Source organism: Embleya sp. L77 (assembly GCF_055557415.1).
The window spans coordinates 6,459,828-6,476,360 of sequence record NZ_CM145709.1 but is presented as its reverse complement, the minus strand read 5'-3'; the positions used below and the strand labels follow the sequence as shown (position 1 = coordinate 6,476,360).

At 72.1% G+C, this 16,533-nt stretch carries 14 protein-coding genes; 4 read left to right on the top strand and 10 right to left on the bottom strand.

Annotation, left to right across the window (positions count from 1 at the left end):
• Positions 1-29 precede the first annotated feature (29 nt).
• Positions 30-980, bottom strand: coding sequence for a glutamate ABC transporter substrate-binding protein (locus ACZOOI_RS27480; protein WP_465278340.1), 951 nt, complete (start codon positions 978-980; stop codon positions 30-32).
• A gap of 314 nt (positions 981-1,294) precedes the next feature.
• On the opposite strand from ACZOOI_RS27480, the gene gdhA reads away from it, so the two are divergent.
• Entirely contained in the window at positions 1,295-2,656 is a 1,362-nt protein-coding gene (gdhA, locus tag ACZOOI_RS27475) for an NADP-specific glutamate dehydrogenase (RefSeq protein ID WP_465278339.1), read from the top strand.
• A 58-nt stretch (positions 2,657-2,714) separates the two neighbouring features.
• On the opposite strand, the gene ACZOOI_RS27470 is transcribed toward gdhA, so the two are convergent.
• On the bottom strand, positions 2,715-3,209 hold the full coding sequence (locus ACZOOI_RS27470; protein WP_465278338.1) for a GNAT family N-acetyltransferase: 495 nt from the start codon (positions 3,207-3,209) through the stop codon (positions 2,715-2,717).
• A gap of 484 nt (positions 3,210-3,693) precedes the next feature.
• Here ACZOOI_RS27470 and ACZOOI_RS27465 point away from each other — a divergent pair, with 484 nt between their 5' ends.
• Together ACZOOI_RS27465 and ACZOOI_RS27460 are read left to right on the top strand one after the other, a co-directional pair.
• Positions 3,694-4,077, top strand: coding sequence for an RNHCP domain-containing protein (locus tag ACZOOI_RS27465; protein ID WP_391582072.1), 384 nt, complete (start codon positions 3,694-3,696; stop codon positions 4,075-4,077).
• 2 nt (positions 4,078-4,079) lie between these two features.
• Complete coding sequence (locus ACZOOI_RS27460) at positions 4,080-4,487, top strand: RNHCP domain-containing protein (protein WP_391582071.1); 408 nt, start codon at positions 4,080-4,082, stop codon at positions 4,485-4,487.
• Between the two features lie 142 nt (positions 4,488-4,629).
• Here the strand turns inward: ACZOOI_RS27460 and ACZOOI_RS27455 are convergent, their stop codons facing one another.
• Both ACZOOI_RS27455 and ACZOOI_RS27450 read right to left on the bottom strand, forming a co-directional pair.
• Positions 4,630-5,400: a siderophore-interacting protein gene (locus ACZOOI_RS27455; RefSeq protein ID WP_465278337.1), complete on the bottom strand. Its 771-nt coding sequence runs from the start codon at positions 5,398-5,400 to the stop codon at positions 4,630-4,632.
• Positions 5,397-6,899: an MFS transporter gene (locus ACZOOI_RS27450; RefSeq protein WP_465278336.1), complete on the bottom strand. Its 1,503-nt coding sequence runs from the start codon at positions 6,897-6,899 to the stop codon at positions 5,397-5,399. Before ACZOOI_RS27450 ends, ACZOOI_RS27455 begins: the two co-directional genes overlap by 4 nt.
• Before the next feature lie 123 nt (positions 6,900-7,022).
• Between ACZOOI_RS27450 and ACZOOI_RS27445 the strand changes: the two genes are divergently transcribed.
• Entirely contained in the window at positions 7,023-7,934 is a 912-nt protein-coding gene (locus ACZOOI_RS27445; protein ID WP_465278335.1) for a LysR family transcriptional regulator, read from the top strand.
• 64 nt (positions 7,935-7,998) lie between these two features.
• Here ACZOOI_RS27445 and ACZOOI_RS27440 read toward each other — a convergent pair whose 3' ends face one another.
• The 6 genes from ACZOOI_RS27440 to ACZOOI_RS27415 all read right to left on the bottom strand — a co-directional run bounded on the left by ACZOOI_RS27440 (position 7,999) and on the right by ACZOOI_RS27415 (position 16,510).
• Positions 7,999-8,451, bottom strand: a complete 453-nt coding sequence (locus ACZOOI_RS27440) for a VOC family protein (protein WP_465278334.1) — start codon at positions 8,449-8,451, stop codon at positions 7,999-8,001.
• A 204-nt stretch (positions 8,452-8,655) separates the two neighbouring features.
• Positions 8,656-9,453, bottom strand: coding sequence for a PhzF family phenazine biosynthesis protein (locus ACZOOI_RS27435; protein ID WP_465278333.1), 798 nt, complete (start codon positions 9,451-9,453; stop codon positions 8,656-8,658).
• Positions 9,454-9,458: 5 nt separating this feature from the next.
• Positions 9,459-13,175: a VWA domain-containing protein gene (locus tag ACZOOI_RS27430; RefSeq protein ID WP_465278332.1), complete on the bottom strand. Its 3,717-nt coding sequence runs from the start codon at positions 13,173-13,175 to the stop codon at positions 9,459-9,461.
• A 295-nt stretch (positions 13,176-13,470) separates the two neighbouring features.
• Complete coding sequence (locus ACZOOI_RS27425; protein WP_465278331.1) at positions 13,471-14,052, bottom strand: SH3 domain-containing protein; 582 nt, start codon at positions 14,050-14,052, stop codon at positions 13,471-13,473.
• A gap of 153 nt (positions 14,053-14,205) precedes the next feature.
• Positions 14,206-15,003, bottom strand: a complete 798-nt coding sequence (locus ACZOOI_RS27420; protein ID WP_465278330.1) for a CPBP family intramembrane glutamic endopeptidase — start codon at positions 15,001-15,003, stop codon at positions 14,206-14,208.
• Between the two features lie 28 nt (positions 15,004-15,031).
• Positions 15,032-16,510 (bottom strand): glutamate-cysteine ligase family protein, encoded by a 1,479-nt coding sequence (locus ACZOOI_RS27415; protein ID WP_465278329.1) that lies wholly within the window; start codon positions 16,508-16,510, stop codon positions 15,032-15,034.
• Between the last annotated feature and the right edge of the window lie 23 nt (positions 16,511-16,533).

Sequence of the window (16,533 nt, the reverse complement as noted above, 5' to 3'; positions counted from 1 at the left end):
CGCATCGTCAGTAACCGCTGCCACAACGGTCATCCGTCGTAGGTGGTGGTCGGCGGCTTGGCCGGCCCGAGCGCGGCGCGCAGCCACTTGTCGTACAGCCCCTGCCACCGGTTGCTGCTCTTCAACTGCTCCAGCACGCCGTTGAGGAAGCGCACGAAGTCGGTCTGCCCCTTGGGCACCGCGATGCCCTTGACCTCCTCCACGGCGGTCGGCCCGACCACCTCCAGCCGCGGGTCCTGCTCCCGCAGGCTCTCCAGGAGCGACGCGTTGGTGTACACCGCGGCCACCCGGCCCTCCTGGAGGGCGACCAGGCAGTCGGTGCGGTCCGCGACCGCGTACACCCGGGCCTTGGACTCGGCCACCCGGCGCTCGGGCGTGGTGTTCGAGGACACGCACACGTACTGTCCGGCCAGATCGGCCAGGCTCGCCACCTTCGTCTTCTTGGGCACCAGGAAGCGCAGCGCGTCCTCCAGGTACGCGGCGGAGAACTCCACCTGCTGCATACGCTCGCAGGTTATGGTCATCGCGTCCACGACCATGTCCACCTCGCCGTTGACCAGGACGTCGATCCGGCGACCGGGCGGGATGGTCTTGAACTGGACCCGGTCCGCGTCGCCGAAGATCGCCCGGGCCACCTCCCGGGCCAGGTCGATGTCGAAGCCTTCGAGTTCCTCTTTGTCCAGGCTGCGCGCGGAGAACATCCGGGTGTTCTGGTCGACACCGACCACCAGCCGCCCCCGGTCCTGGATCGCCCGCATCGTCGAACCGGCCGGCATCGCGCCCGCCCGGGCCGAGGTGGTCGGGGTCAGACTCCGACTCGGGTCGCACGCCGGCGCCGGCGCCGGGGGTGCGAGCACCGGATCGGGCTTACCGACCTCGATCGGGGTGAACCGGGCCGACGGCTCGGACCGCGCGTCGGCGCCGCCCGACCCGCCCGTCCCGCACGCGGTCGTCAGGAGCACGAGTGTCAGGGCCGCCACTCGACGTGACGCTGCATCAAATCTTATGGGCCACACGGGATGCAGCATCGCAGGTGAGGGTTCGACAGGAACGAGGGCGTTCCCTCATCCCGACGCGCCGACCCGCCGACGATCGTCCGGGGCCGCGGGACGGATAGCGTGACCGCAGTGCGATCGCCCGCGACGCGCCCGTCGGGTGAGGGTTCGACAGGAACGAGGGCGTTCCCTCATCCCGACGCGCCGACCCGCCGACGATCGTCCGGGGCCGCGGGACGGATAGCGTGACCGCAGTGCGATCGCCCGCGACGCGCCCGTCGACGGAAGGACAACCACCCATGAGTCCCCAGACATTCGCCGAGCTCACCGGTCCTGCGGCAACGACCTTCGACGAGGTGCTGCGCCGCAACCCCGGCGAGCCCGAGTTCCACCAGGCGGTGCACGAGGTGTTGGAAAGCCTCGCCACTGCGCTGATCAGGCGACCCGAACTCGCCGACGCGGCACTGCTGGAGCGGCTCGTGGAGCCCGAACGCCAGGTGCTGTTCCGGGTGCCGTGGACCGACGACTCCGGTCGAGTCCGGGTCAACCGCGGCTTCCGGGTCGAGTTCAACGGCGCGCTCGGTCCGTACAAGGGCGGACTGCGCTTCCATCCCTCGGTCAACCTGAGCGTGGTCAAGTTCCTCGGCTTCGAACAGATCTTCAAGAACGCCCTGACCGGGCTGGGCATCGGCGGCGGGAAGGGCGGGTCGGACTTCGACCCGAAGGGTCGCTCGGACGCCGAGGTGATGCGCTTTTGTCAATCGTTCATGACCGAGCTGTACCGGCACCTGGGCGAGCACACCGACGTGCCGGCGGGCGACATCGGCGTCGGCGGGCGGGAGATCGGCTATCTGTTCGGCCAGTACCGCCGGATCACCAACCGGTACGAGTCCGGCGTGCTCACCGGCAAGGGGCTGGGCTGGGGCGGTTCGCAGGTGCGCACCGAGGCCACCGGCTACGGCTGTGTGTACTTCCTGGCCGAGATGTTGCGGGTGCGCGGTGACGACCTGATGGATCGCCGGGCGGTGGTCTCCGGTTCGGGCAACGTGTCGATCTTCGCCATCGAGAAGGCCCGCGAACTCGGCGCCAAGGTCGTGGCGGCGTCCGACTCGGCCGGCTACATCGTCGACGACAAGGGCATCGACCTGGATCTGCTCAAGGAGATCAAGCTGGAGCGGCGCGGACGGATCGCGGAGTACGCGGACCGTGTGCCGCACGCGCGCTACGTGTCGGGCGGCTCGGTCTGGGAGGTCCCGTGCGATGTCGCGCTGCCTTGCGCAACGCAGAACGAGCTGTCCGGTGCGGCTGCCGCGCACCTGGTCAAGCACGGTCTGATGGCGGTCGCGGAGGGCGCCAACATGCCGTGCACCCCGGACGCGGTGCACGTCTTCCGCGCGGCGGACGTGCCGTTCGCACCGGGCAAGGCGGCGAACGCGGGTGGTGTGGCCACCTCGGCCCTGGAGATGGCGCAGAACGCGGCCCGCACGTCGTGGAGCTTCGCCGACACCGACGCCCGACTGGGTGCGATCATGCGCGACATCCACGCCACGTGCCTGGAAACGGCCGCCGAGCACGGCCACGAGGGCGACTACGTATTGGGCGCCAACGTCGCCGGCTTCCTGCGCGTCGCCGAGGCGATGACCGCGTTCGGCGTGGTGTGACCGGGTAGTCCCGTCCCGGTGCCGCGCGGCACCGGCGGCGCAGCCGTCGACCGACCGGTCAGCGCCGCCGGTCGGGCGACGGTGCCCGGTCCACCGTCCGGCGGAACACCTGTCGCGAACCGCCTTCCGGGCCACGCTCGGCCGGCTCCGCGGCGACGAAGCCGAGCGACGCGTAGAACGCCCGGGAGCCGCCCTCGATCGCGCCCGGGTGGTCCGCCCCGAAGGTGATCAACTCGATGGTGCCCGGCCCGCGCACGTACCGACGCGTCGCCTCCGCCATCAGCGCCCGGCCCACGCCGCGGCCCCGGGCGGCCTCGGACACCACCAGCCAGTGCACGTGGTGCACCGGCGGTTCGGTGCCGAACAGCAGGCCGCCGAGCAGCCCGGGCCCCGAGTCCCGCGGGACCACGAGTGCCAGGCCGGCGCCGATGTGCTCGTCCAGCGCGGTGTGGAATCCGGACTCCTCCACCATCGGTCCGAACCAGTGCTCCACCTCGGCGGCCAGGGCCAGAAGTCCGGGCCGGTCCACCGCCTGCGCGAGTCTGACGATCATCGGACCAGTCTGGCAGGACCGATCGGGCGCCCGGGCGGATCGGGCCGCGCCGCGGCTCGGGTCGCGGTCCGGGATGGCGGCCTCGGGTCGCGGCTCGGGGCTCGGCCCCCGTGGCTCGCGTTCGCGGCTCGGGGCGTGAGACTCGTGGCTCGCGTTCGCGGCTTGGGCTCGCTGCTCGCCGGCGAATGAAAATCGTTGGCCCCGTCGCCGCGCCCGCTGTTACGTTCGCCCGGTCACGTCCGCGCAGCGCGGACGTCCACCCTCATCGGAAATCAGGTGTTGATGCCCCTGTCCGCGCCGAGCGCGCCTCACCAGACCGTGGCCGGATCCGGCGTCGGGGATCCCCCCGACCGCCGCTGATCCTCCCGGTGGCCGCGCCGGCCCGTCCGCGTTCGCCGCGGCGGGTCGAGCCGACGGCCCCTCCCGAGAGCGCTCGGCGCTTCCTTGCTGTCTTCGCTTCCGCCTCCGGCAAGGAGATTTCCGAGTGTCCACCGGCAGCCACAACTCCGGTAAACAACACACCGTCCCACCGCGCACCGACACCTTCGACTGTGTCCGCTGCGGGCTCACCGTGACCACCGTCGATCCGGCCGGCGGCCGGCGCAACCACTGCCCGAGCTGCCTGCACTCCCGGCACGTCCTCGACCGGGTCGAGGGCGGACCGTCCGAGTGCGCGGCGCGGATGTCGCCGATCTCGATCGCGGTGCTGCGCAGCGGCGACTGGATGATCGTGCATCGATGCATCCGGTGTGACGAACTGACCTCGAATGCCATCGCTCCGGACGACAACCAGCTCATCCTGATTCGGATGGCCGTCCGGCCGCTGGCCCAACCCCCGTTCCCGCTCGAAGTGTTCGGGGAGTGGTGACGGTGGCCCGACGCAAACCGGCCGACCGGCGCCCGCAGCGGTACAAGGACGTCACTCACGGACGGACCGGGCGCGGCGACGCCTTCCGCTGCGTCGGTTGTCGGCTCGACGTGCCGTTGCTCGCGCCCGGTACGGCACACCGCAACCACTGTCCGCACTGCCTCACCAGCCTGCACCTCGATCGCCGCGTCCCGGGCGATCGGGCGGCCGACTGTCGGGGCCGAATGACCGTGCTGAGCATGTCGGTTCGGGCGGACGGCGAATGGCAGCTGATCCATCAGTGCCAGTCCTGCGGGGCACTGGGCGCGAACCGGATCGCCGGCGACGACAATCCGCTCGCCCTGATCCGGTTGGCGATGCGCCCGCTGACCGATCCGACCCGCCCGATCCGCGCTCTGCTCACGCTGTAGCGGAGCCCGACCGGGCGACCCGGGAGGCCGGGCGCCCGGGACGGCCCCGGTGATGGACGCGCGGGCGCCGGTCGAGTCGACATCGACTCGACCGGCGCCCGAAGTCGGCTCGGCCACACCGGACGTACCGGGCCGACCGCGGTCATTCCATGCCCGTCCTCCCTGGAGACCAGAAGGGCTTGGTGATCACCGACCGGCGGTCCCAGCCGTGGTCGGCGACGAGCCGGTCGCGGACCAGCTTGACCGTCTTCGCCTCACCCGCCACATAGGCGATGCCCGGCGTCGCCGGCAGCGCCAGCCGGCCGACCGCCTCGGCCAGGGTCGCCGAGGACGCCGCCGACGCGTCGCCGCGAGTCAGCCAGGTGAGCCGCTCGGCGTGCGGCATCGGCAGCCGGTCGGCCTCGGTCGCGGTCTCGATCACCCCGTACACGTTCAGCGCCGGACCCACCGCCGCGATCATCGCGCCCAGCGCCACCGATGCGGTCTCCTCGCCCACGAACACGTGGTAGGGCGCATCCGGACGCAGCACGAAGCCGCCCTCGGGTCGGCCGAACCGGACCCGGTCGCCGGGTCGCGCCGCCCGACCCCACGCGGCTCCCGGCCCCGGGCCACCGTCGTGGTCCAGCACGCACAGGTCCAGCGTCCCGGCCGCCGGGTCGTGCTCCCACACCGAGTAGGTGCGCAGCAGGTTGCCCGGGCCCTGGCGCCAACCCGCGATCGAGAGCATGTCGTTGACGTGCACCCGGACCTGTTGCCCGGGTCGGCAGGCCAGTTCGCGCAGCGAGGCGTCGCCGATCCGGATCCGCCGCATCCGGGCCGCGATCGGCTCGGTCTCCACGATCGTGCCGGTCAGGAACACCCGGTCGAGCAGCCTGCCCACCGGCCCACGTCGGCGACTCGTGGCCCCATTCATGCGGCACCGCCCGAGGCGATCGGAGCGGCCGAGGCGTGCGCGCGATCCCGGTAGCCCATCGCGACCACCGCCGTGATCGCCAGCAGCAGGCCGCTGACGACCAGGAAGCCGACCGACATCGCGTCGGTGAACGAGTCCACGACGCGGGCGTGTTCCGCGCCCTCTGTCCGGGCCAGTTCCACGGCCGGCTGACCGGAGAACCGGGCGGCCAGGACGGTGCCGAACACGGCGACTCCCAACGCGGCACCGACCTCGCGGGCAGCGGTGTTCAGCCCCGAGCCCAACCCCGCCTGATGGGCCGGGAGTTCGGAGACCACCCCGAAGGACAGCGCGGGCGCGCACAGACCGGTGCCCGCCGACAGGATCAACAGGAACCCGGCGTACACCGCGTACGGCGTGTGTGCGTCCACGCTCGCCATGCACAGCAGTCCGATTCCGATCAGACTCAACCCGAACACCACCAACGGCCGGGTTCCGAACCGCTGTTGCGCCTTGACCGCGACCTTGGGCGCGAGCGCCATGCCGACCGTGAGCGGGATGATGGCAAATCCGGCGCGCAGCGCCGAGAAGCCCTTCACGTATTGCAGGTACTGGGCATTGATGAAGAACAGCGCGAACAGCCCGAAGAAGCTCGCACCGATGCCGAGCACGCCGGCCCGGAGCTTGGCGGACTTGAATACCCGCGGGTCGAGCAGCGGGTGCTCGGCGCGCAGCGCGTGCAGCACGAAGCCGGCCAGCAGCAGGCCGCCGAGCCCGAAGCCGCCGATCACGTGGCCGGAGCCCCAACCGAACTCCGGGCCCTCGATGATCCCGTACAACACCGCGACCAGACCGGTGATCAGCAGTGCGGATCCCATCGGGTCGAGCGCCGCCGGGTGCGTGCCGGTACGCGGGGTGACCCGTTGCACGACCGCGGCGAGCACCGCGGCCGAGGGGACCATGATCCAGAACAGGCCCTGCCAGGGCAGGTATTCCTGGACCAGGCCGCCGCCCACGTTGCCGAGCAGACCGCCCAGGCCGACCGCGAGGGTCCAGGACGCCATCGCCTGTGGCCGGCGCTCGGCCGGGAAGACGTGCATCAGGATGGACATGGTCGCGGGCATGATCAGCGCGGCGCCCGCCCCGGAGATACCGCGGCCGGCGATCAGCGTGGCCGAGTTCGTGGCGAGCGCGCTGACCGTGGCGCCGGCGGCGAACACGCCGAGCCCGGCGAGCAGCGCGCCCTTGCGGCCGTAGCGGTCGCCGAGGGCGCCGGCCGGGATGAGCAGTCCGGCGAAGACGATCACGTACGCGTCGACGATCCACAGGATGCTGTCGGCGGACGGGTGCAACCGGGACGCGGCCAGTTGCGGAATGGCCAGGTTGATGGCGGCGACCATGCTCTGCGCGACCAGCACGCAGGCGCACATCGCGAGCAGCACGGCGCGCGATGCGCCGGCACGGTCGGGTTCGGGGCTGTCGGCGCGAGGCGCCGACGTGGCCCGGACAGGCGTGGACATGGGTCCCCCAGGAGGAGCCGACTGACGGAAGAGGAAGGGGTGATGCGGGGAACTGCGTGTCCGGACCTCTTCACCGTAGGGTGAGACGTCGATTGACTCCAGTGCATGTTCTGCATGGAAAGGATGCATGTGACGCAATCGGGGATGGACCTCAATCTGCTCACCGCGCTGGACGCACTCCTGGAGGAGTGCAGCGTCTCCGGCGCGGCGCAGCGCATGCATCTGTCCGAGCCCGCGATGAGCCGTACGCTCGGCCGGATCCGCAAGGCGCTGGGCGACCCGATCCTGGTCCGGGCCGGCCGCTCGATGGTGCCCACTCCGCACGCGCTGGCCATCCGGGCCGAGGTGCGCGTCATCGTGGAACGCGCCCGCACCCTGTTCACCGCCGCCGGCGAGGTGGATCTGCGCACCCTTTCCCGCACCTTCACCGTCCTCGCACACGACGCCTTCACCGCGGCGTGCGCCGAGACGCTGTTCGCGCGTGCGGCGCGGGAGGCGCCGGGGGTGCGGCTGAAGTTCCTCGGGGAGGGCTACGTCGACGCTCCGGCGCTGCGTGAGGGGATCGCCGACCTGGAGGTGGGCGTGATCGACACCGTCTCGCCGGAGGTGCACACCGAGCACCTCTTCGACGACCGCATGGTCGCGTGCGTACGGGTCGGTCACCCGCTGCTGGAGGGGCGTTGCACCCCCGAGCGGTTCGCCGCCGCCGAGCATCTGATCGTCTCGCGCCGGGGCAAGCTGCACGGACCGGTCGACGCCGCGCTCGCCGAACTGGGCCTGACCCGCCGGGTGGTGGGCACCGTGCCGACCTTCCCGTCCTCGCTGTTCATCCTCCGGGCGGGCGACCTGGTCGGCCTGGTCGCGGAGCAACTCACCACGATGGTCGCGGAGATGGGGTTGCGCACGTTCGAGGTGCCGCTGGACCTGCCGCCGTTGCCGATGGGCCTGGCCTGGCATCCGCGCAACAACGCCGATCCCGGGCATGCGTGGCTGCGCGGGTGCCTGCGCGACGTGATGACGGGGCTGACCGAGTGAGCGCCTGCGGGTTGCGTGCGGTCGGACCTCGGGCCGCTTCCGTGCCGGCCGGGTCCCGCGCCGGTCAGCCCTCGAGCTTCATCAGTTCCACCCGGGTCCCGTCCGGGTCGGCCAGGAAGACCAGTTCGGTGGAGCCGGTGTCGCTGCGCAGACTGGCCCGCGTGTCGGCCAGGAGCGTGCCGCCGTACTCGACCAGGCGGGCCGCGGCGGCGTCCACGTCCTCGACGATGAAGGACAGGTGGGTCAGTCCGAGCTGGTTGCGCCGCCGCGACGGCTCGCCCAGCGGGTCCGGCGAGGCGTAGTGCAGCAGTTCCACGACCATGCCCGCCTTGGCGATCATCTGCGACACCAGGCGCACGTCACCCTCGACCTCCAGGGTGTGCGCGACCTCGTTGCCCACGTCGTAGCGCACCACGGGGGCGAAGCCCAGGCCGTCGCAGTAGAACCGCATCGCCCGGTCCAGATCGGTGACACACAGCCCCAGGTGGGATGCGTTGTAGCTGACGGCCTCGGACATGGTGCGACTCCCGGCTCTGCTGACGGTGTGTCAGGTCGGTTGGTGCCCGCACGCTAGCAACGGCGGGCACAATGATCCACCGCCGTTTCCGCCGATCCGGGCGGCGCCGGGTCGAGCGCCGTCGAGCCACCGAAGTCCGCCCCGCGCAATCCCGAGCCGCCCGGCCCGGACTCGCGCGGTCCCCGCCGCTCGGCCCCGACCCGCTCAGTCGGTGACCAGGTCTCCCTCCAGCACCGTGACCGCACGTCCCGACAGCCGCACCCGATCGCCGACCAACTCCACGCCGACCGTGCCGCCGCGCGCGGACAGTTGCGCGCCGTTCATCCGCCTGCGGTCCAGGCGCGGCGCCCAGTACGGCCCGAGCACACAGTGCGCCGAACCGGTGACCGGGTCCTCGGCAATGCCCACCGAGGGCGCGAACACGCGCGAGACGAAGTCGGCCCGGCCCTCGCCCGCGGCGGTGACGATCAACGCCCGGTACGGCAACGCGGCGATCATCTCCGGGTCCGGGACCACCGCCCGTACGGCCGCCTCGGACGCCACCTCCACCAGCAGGTCGTCGCCGCCCGCGGCCACCCGGATCGGCTCGACCCCCAGGGCCAGGCCCAGGTCGGCCGGTACCGGCACCTCGCGCGGCGGCAGCGCGGGGAAGTCCAGGAGCACGCCGGAGCTGTCCAGGGTCGCGGTGAGCACCCCGCTGCGGGTCGCGAAGCGGATCCGCGAAGTGCTCGCCAGGCCCTGCCCGAACAGCACGTGCGCCGTCGCCAGGGTCGCGTGCCCGCACAGGTCCACCTCGGTCTGCGGGGTGAACCAGCGCAGTGCGAAGTCCGCGTCGACGCCCGCGGTGGGCACCACGAACGCGGTCTCGGAATGCCGTAGCTCGGTCGCGACCGACTGCATCCAGGCGACGTCGTCCACATGCGCGGAATCGGGCAGACACACCCCCGCCGGATTGCCTCGGAACGGTCGGTCGGTGAACGCGTCCACGACAAAAATCCGCATGCCGGTCACGGTACCCGGCGGCGGCGGACCCGGGGGCCTACCCATGACCACCCGAACCACACGGCGCCGCCGAACGCGAGCGTACCCAGGCCCACCAGCAGCCACGGCCACCAGCTGAGGTCCACCCGTTCGTCGCCCCGGTACAGCAGGTCGTCGCCGGACACCTCCGGCCGCAGTTCGAGTCGGGTGTCCGGGAGGTGCTCCTTGAACGACTCGGCCAGCGGGGTGCGCACCTCCCCGACCACGTGCGCCTTGGCCTCGTAGTGGCCGGCGTCCTTCCACATGCCGTCGGTGCGGTGCGTGCGCGCGGCGAGGTTGACCGAGAAGTAGACGGGTCGGCCCGGCGCCAGCAGCGGCGCGCCGTCCTTGAGGCCGACCACCCCGACGCCGTCCACCCGCAGCCGGGTGACCTGGAGCGGGACCCGGGTCGTGGTCGCGACCAGGCGCAGGCACAACTCGCGGCCCGAGGACAGGTCGAGCCGGGTGTTCGACGGCACCGGTCGGAACGTGCGGCAGTCCAGCGCGTCCGGCTGCTCGGCCGGCGGCATCAACCACGTGGCCTGCACCCCGCCGTCCTTGTCCGCCGCCACGATCCGGGCGGCGCTGCGCAGTTGCAGGCCGGTACGGGCCTGGGTCAGGCCGGTGCCCGGGTCGGCCGGGTTGTCCCGCAGGATGCGGGTGTCCGGCAGCACCCGCTGTAGAGCCGGTCCCGCGCCGGCGTCGCTCGCCAGGGGGATCGCGAAGCCGGTGACCGTGCGGCCCTCCTCGCCGAGCCGGTCGAAGTCCCTGCGCAGGTCCGGGCCGACCGCGTCGCGGGTCGCGTCCGAGAGCAGCAGCACCCCGTTCACCGAGTTGGGCGCGGACGTGCGCAGCACGGTCAGTGCCCGGTCGAGCGCGGCGTGCAGATCGGCGGGCTCCGCCGTCCGCCTCGGCGGCACGGTGCCCGCCGGGTCGCCCTCCGTCGGATCACCGACCCGCGGGGCGGGCAGCCGCGCGGCCATCGCGGCCGGATCGGTGACCGGCTCCAGGCCGTTGCCGTACTCGGTCGCGGTGGTGTCGAAACTGATCAGCGAGACCCGGTCGGACGGGGTGAGCCGGCCCAGGAACGCGGTCATCGCGGTCTTGACCGCGGCGTAGCGACCGGTGCGGTTCATCGACTCCGAGGCATCCACCAGGATCACGTAGTTCGCGCCCTCGCGATCCGCGCCCAGGCTCGCGATCAGCCGTTCTGCGCCGTACGGATCGGGGGGTTCGGCACCGACCGCCGCCGGCTGCGGGGCCGCCACCGAGTCGTGCGCGGGCACCGCGGCGCACAGCGCGATCAGGGTCAGAACCACCGCGACGGCGAGCGCACGCGGCCCTTCGCCGTGTTTGAGCGCGGCCCGCAGTTGTTTGAGGTGTCGGCGGAACGCGTCGAACTCGTCCTGTTCGCGCTCGACGATCAACAGTGCGGCCTCCGGCCCCCAGCTGTGCGCGGCGATCAGGACCCGGATCGCCCGCAGTTCCTCGCGCGCCTGGGCCGGGGTCGGCCCACGGGCGGTCAGTTCGCGTTCCAGGTGGGGCAGCAGTCGGTCCCGCTCGCGGTCGCCGGCGCCGTGCCACCAGCGGCCGACCTCGTGCACGTACAGGTCGCGGCGCGCACGGGCCGGGCCGTCGACGATCTCCCCCGCCCACACCCGGGCCACCGCTTCGGCGTCCGCCCCGCGCAGCGCGTCCCGGAACCAGCCGCTCGCGGCGCGCGCGGCCAGTTCCGGGCGGGCCCGGGCGACCGCGGCCCACCACGCGTTGTCCAGTCCGGGCAGCTCGGCGAGGCGGGGGTCGGCGAGCACCGCGTCGGCGACCGCGGCGGTGACCGCCGGGTCGTCGGCCCGGACCAGTTCGCCGAGCAGTTCGGCGGTGACCGGCATGGCCCGCAACAGTGCGGCGATCCAGCCGGCGAACCGCCCCTGGGCGACCGGCTCCCGGCGCAGCGCCAGCAGATCCGCCGCGACGTACGGCCCGTCCGTGGGCGCGCCGCCCAGCGCCAGCCGCAGCACGTCGGCGCGTACTCGGGCGGCGACCGGGGCCTGGGCGCCCAGCGGAGTGCCCAGGAGCGCGGCCAGGCCCTGCGCGGCCGGGTCCGCGCGGCGGTCGGTGAGCGGGACCAGGGTCGGCCACAGGTCGTGCAGGACGGCGGCGATCGTGGCGGGGTCGGTGTGCCCGGCCACGCGCAGTGTGAACACCGCCTCGGCGCTCGGTATCTCGGCGGTCCGCAACCGCTCGCCCACCAACAGCGCGTACGGCGCGAGCCATTCGGGCGCCCGGTCGTCCCACGGCCGGATCACCTCCAGCCACGCGCGCAGATCCGGTCCCGAGGTGTCCAGGAGCCGGCGCAGCACCACCGGGTGGTTCCACAGCGCGTCGTAGAGCGCGGGCACGTCGGTGGTCGGCGCCGGGCCCAGCAGTCGGCACAGGTCCGCGACCAGCGCCTCGGGCGAGACCGAGCCGCCGTCGATCCGGCCCGCGCCGTCCGTCGCCGCATCCGCGCCGTGCGGGGCACGCAGTTCGGTGCCCGCGGGCGGGGTGGCGCCGGCGAGCAGCGGCGGGACCGGGCCGAGCAGGACGTGGACGAGCCGATCACCCCGGCCGGCCGCCACCGCCGTGTTCCAGCCGACCGCCAACCCGGCCGGCCGGGCCCGCAGCGCGGCGGCCATGTCCCGGGTCACCTCGTCGCCGTCCTCCGCCCGCCAGCGCTCGGCGATCGGGGCGGCCAGCGTGGTGTCCCCGCTCAGCAACCGGTCCAGCATCGACGCGGGGCGGGCCTCGACCGCGGGTGCCCGCGAGGCGGGGCCGGCCGCGGCGGCGCCCACGAACTCGGCGGCCGTACGCGGCGCGTCGCCGCCCGCGCCCATCCCGGCGGCCCGGGCTCCCGCCTCGGCGAGCAGCCCGAGCAGGTGATCCCCGGCGGCGGGCGTGCCCGGTTCGTGCAGCGTGGCGAGGGCGGCGATCAGCGGGTCGAGCCCGACCCGGCGGCGCAGCGTGGTCAGTTCGCCCAGGTAGGCACGGGCCGCGGGCAGGTCGGGCAGGTCGGGCATGCCGTCCAGGGCCACCCGCACCGTGCCGGGCGCGGGCACCCGGCCGAAAACCAGCCGTGGTCGCAGTCGCCCGGTGGAGCCCATCGAGGTCGCGAAGCGCAGGCCGGCGCGGCAGCCGTACGGCAACAACGCGGCCACTCGGTCCAGGAGTTCCAATCGGCTCCGGGTGTCCAGGTGGTCCGCGCCGGTGATCACCACCGGGCCGGCCAGGACCGCCGCCGCCACACCCGCGAGCCATGCGAAGTCGTCCGCCCGCAGGCCGACCGCGCCCGGCGAGCCGGGCAGCCGGACCCGCAGCGGTCGCTCCCGGTCGGTGGGCAGTTCGATGCCGCGAAAGGCCAGCCACAGCGCGGTGTAACCGGCCTCGGCGGCGGCGATCTCGGCGTACGGCGCGGTGAAGTAGCGGACCCCGTCCGCATCGCGCAGGGTCATCGCGACGAACGGGTCCTCGCGGCCGGTACTGGTCAGTCCCACCCACCCGGGCGGCGCGTACTCGTCGAGGGTGGGTCGCACCAGTCGTTCGAAGTGAGCCCGCCGTTCCGGCCCCGCGCTGCACGCCGGCACCCGACCGTCGTGGTACCAGGCCCAATGCGCCCGCAAGGTGCCCGCGGTCTCGCGGGGGCGGTCGTGTCGGTCGGTCGCGTCCACGTGAACCTTTCCGTGCGCGGGGTGCCGGTCGGGGTCGAGGGCCGGGGGCAAGGGTCGGCCCGGTCGCCGGCGGTTCGGCCGGGCGGCCGGGGGGCGGCGGCGGAAGGGACAGTCGTTCCGCCGATTTCGGTTGTTCCCCGGGAACCGTCGACATGACCCCCTCGGGCCCCATGTTCTGCGGATGCACCTCGGACATGGGCTCCCCCGGGTACGAAGTCGATCCGCCCCTGCCCGCCGTGCGCCGATGAACCGACCGACCGACGGGTTCACCTCCGGTGCTGCTCCGATCGAGCCGTCAACCGGTGCACGCGGGTACCTGTTTGCTCAGGTCGCCGCCGCTCTCCAGGTAGATCGCGGGCACGAAACCGGTCTTGCCCTCCACGTCGATCTGCGCCCAGGTGCGGCTGGAGGAGCCCGCGTAATAGGCGATCGAGCCCTCCGCGTGGCAGTTCGCCCGGACCTGGGTGCCGGTCTTGATCTGCACGACCTTGTCCGACTGGTACGACGTGCCCTTGTACATCACCAGCCAGCCGCCGGTGTGCACGGTCGCCGCGACCGAACCGGGCCGGGGCCCGGCGGCGCTCTGCCCGGTACCGGAGGTGGCCTTGCCGGTGCCGGAGGTCGTCGGGTTCGGCGACCCGGACGAGCTCTTGCTCGAACCGGCGCCGGCCGTCTTGGTCTTCTTGTCGCTCGAACCGCCCCCGTCCACTGTGAGCAGTGCCACGAAGAAGACGATCACCAACAGGATCAGCCCGCCGACCACCATCAGGATCCGCACCGGATGCCGACTCAGCGCGTGCAGTCCGAACCGCCCGCGCGGCGGCCCGCCGATGGGCGTCGGTGTGGAGAAGAGCTCCACCCGCCTCCGGTTGTCCATACGACCCCCTGCGTCCCCGCGTCGCCCGATATGCATCTGTCCGTGACGAACCCCTCTCGGAGAGGTCTGCCCACAATGACCATCAGACACCAACGACGGGTCCGAGACGTACCGACGAGTCCATAAATCGATCGCCTTCGGCGGGACGCACCGCTAGGGCGTCGGGACCCAGTCCACCCTGCCGGCGAGCAGCACGTAGCCCACGAACGCCACGATGTCGATCAGCGCGTGTGCCACCAGCAGCGGCATGACCCGGCCCCAGCGCTTGTACAGCAGGCAGAACACGACGCCCATCACGACGTTCCCGAAGAACCCGCCGATGCCCTGATACAGGTGGTACGAGCCGCGCACCACCGCGCTGATCGCCACCGCCCTGACCCACGGCACCTCCAACTGGCCGAGTCGGCGCAGCAGATAGCCGAGGACGATCACCTCCTCCAGGGCCGCGTTCTGGATCGCGGACAACACCAGCACCGGGATCCGCCACCACACGTCCGGCAGCGTGGTCGGCACCACGGTCAGGTTCGCGCCCGCGGCGTGCGCGCCCAGGTACAGCGCCAGCCCCGACCCGCCGATCGCCGCCGCCACGCCCGCCCCGCGGCCCAGGTCCCACCACGGCCGGGTCCGATCGACCCCCAGCGCCCGCAACGAGCCGCCCTCGCGCATCAGCAGGTGCGCGACCAGGAACACCGGCACCAGCGCGGTGGCGATCCCGAACAGTTGCCAGGCCAGGTCCAGCCACGGCCGATCCGCCGCCCGCGAGCCGTTGAGCACGGCGGCCTTGTGCCCCAGGCCGCCGGGCGCGGTCAGCGAGCCGAGAAACGAGATCAGTGAGGAGACCCCGGATGCGCCCAGGGACAGGGCCAGCACCAGCACCACTTCCGAGCGCAGCACTCGGCGCCGGGGCAAGGCGGGGGTCTCGACGGACTCGGGCTCGGTGATCACCCGCACACGTTATCGAGCGCGGACAAGCCCGCCGTCAGCCCACGGGCCACGTGTGCACGGCGTCCCCGCCGCGCATGTGCTCGGCGTAGCGCAGGGTCATCGCGCGCAGGGCCTCCAACCGGTCCATGCCCTTGGTGTCCCGGTAGTGGTGGTACTGCGCGCTCTGCCAGGTGGCCCCGTTGGTGCGCAGCAGGCAGCGCTGCTCGATGATGCCCAGGTACTCGTCCCGCTCGCGCGGATCGATCCCCCACCGGTCCAGGCCCTCGTAGGCGCGCGGCAGCAGGTCCTCCAGCACCAGTTCGGTGACCGGCACGGTGCCGTGGCCGGGCCAGTTCAGTCGTGCGTCGATGCCGTACCGGGCACCGGCGTGGAAATTCTCGGTGGCGACCTCGAACGGCATGCGTTCCCAGACCGGATGCTCGTCGTCCACCAGCGAACGCACCACGCCGTAGTAGAAGGCCGCGTTGGCCATGATGTCGACCACGGTCGGCCCGGCCGGCAACACCCGGTTCTCCACCCGCAGGTGCGGCTTGCCGCGGGCCACGTCGTAGACCGGGCGGTTCCATCGGTAGATCGTGCCGTTGTGCAGCTTGAGTTCGCGCAGGTGCGGGACGTCGCCGCGATCCAGTGCCTCGATCGGGTCCTCGTCGTCGCAGATCGGCAACAACGACGGGAAGTACTTGAGGTTCTCCTCGAACAGGTCCACGACCGAATCGATCCACCGTTCGCCGAACCAGGTCAGCGGTCGTACGCCCTGCGCGATCAGCTCCTCGGGCCGGGTGTCGCACGCCTGCTCGAACAGGATCGGGCGCGTCTCGCGCCACAGCTCGCGGCCGAACAGGAACGGTGAATTCGCCCCGATTCCGCACTGCACCCCGGTGATGGATTGCGCCGCGTTCCACAGCGGACCGAAATTTTTCGGGGTGACCTGGAGGTGGAACTGCACGGACGTACAGGCGGCCTCGGAGACAATCGTGGTGGCCGTCGTGTCGAGCCGCTCGACACCCTCGATATGCAACCGTATGTCCTCGCCTCGGGCGTTGAGGATCTGATCGTTGAGAAGGGTGTATCGAGCGTTGTCGGATATGGTCTCGAACGCCATGTGCGCATCGGTCAGGGTCGGCAGAATGCCGATCATCACGATCCGCGCGTCGAGTTCCGCGGCCTTGCGGTCGGCGTAGTCCAGGCTCGTGCGCAGTTCCTCGACCAATTCCGAGAACACCGGTCCGGTGAGCCGATGCGGCGGAATGTTGACCTCGATGTTGAACAGTCCCAGCTCGGTCTGAAAATCCGGGCTGGCGATCCGCCGCAACACCTCGGCATTGCTCATCCGGGGTCGGCCGGCGGCGTCGGCCAGGTTCAGTTCGATCTCGACGCCCATGAGCTTGCGGGCGCTCTCGAACCGGTCCTCGTCCAGCATGCGTTGCAGCGTTTCCAGACAGCGGCGCAACTTGTGCCGGTATCGCTGCCGATCGGATCGGCAGAACTCGGTGACCTCGACCTTTTCGCCCATGAATGCCCCTCCCTCGTGAACCC

What these genes read in the sequence shown, in the direction of transcription:
- gdhA (WP_465278339.1), top strand. Translation starts at nt 1,295, where the DNA reads ATGAGTCCCCAGACATTCGCCGAGCTCACCGGTCCTGCGGCAACGACC.
- ACZOOI_RS27470 (WP_465278338.1), bottom strand. Translation starts at nt 3,209, where the DNA reads ATGATCGTCAGACTCGCGCAGGCGGTGGACCGGCCCGGACTTCTGGCC.
- ACZOOI_RS27455 (WP_465278337.1), bottom strand. Translation starts at nt 5,400, where the DNA reads ATGAATGGGGCCACGAGTCGCCGACGTGGGCCGGTGGGCAGGCTGCTC.
- ACZOOI_RS27450 (WP_465278336.1), bottom strand. Translation starts at nt 6,899, where the DNA reads ATGTCCACGCCTGTCCGGGCCACGTCGGCGCCTCGCGCCGACAGCCCC.
- ACZOOI_RS27445 (WP_465278335.1), top strand. Translation starts at nt 7,023, where the DNA reads ATGCATGTGACGCAATCGGGGATGGACCTCAATCTGCTCACCGCGCTG.
- ACZOOI_RS27440 (WP_465278334.1), bottom strand. Translation starts at nt 8,451, where the DNA reads ATGTCCGAGGCCGTCAGCTACAACGCATCCCACCTGGGGCTGTGTGTC.
- ACZOOI_RS27435 (WP_465278333.1), bottom strand. Translation starts at nt 9,453, where the DNA reads ATGCGGATTTTTGTCGTGGACGCGTTCACCGACCGACCGTTCCGAGGC.
- ACZOOI_RS27425 (WP_465278331.1), bottom strand. Translation starts at nt 14,052, where the DNA reads ATGGACAACCGGAGGCGGGTGGAGCTCTTCTCCACACCGACGCCCATC.
- ACZOOI_RS27415 (WP_465278329.1), bottom strand. Translation starts at nt 16,510, where the DNA reads ATGGGCGAAAAGGTCGAGGTCACCGAGTTCTGCCGATCCGATCGGCAG.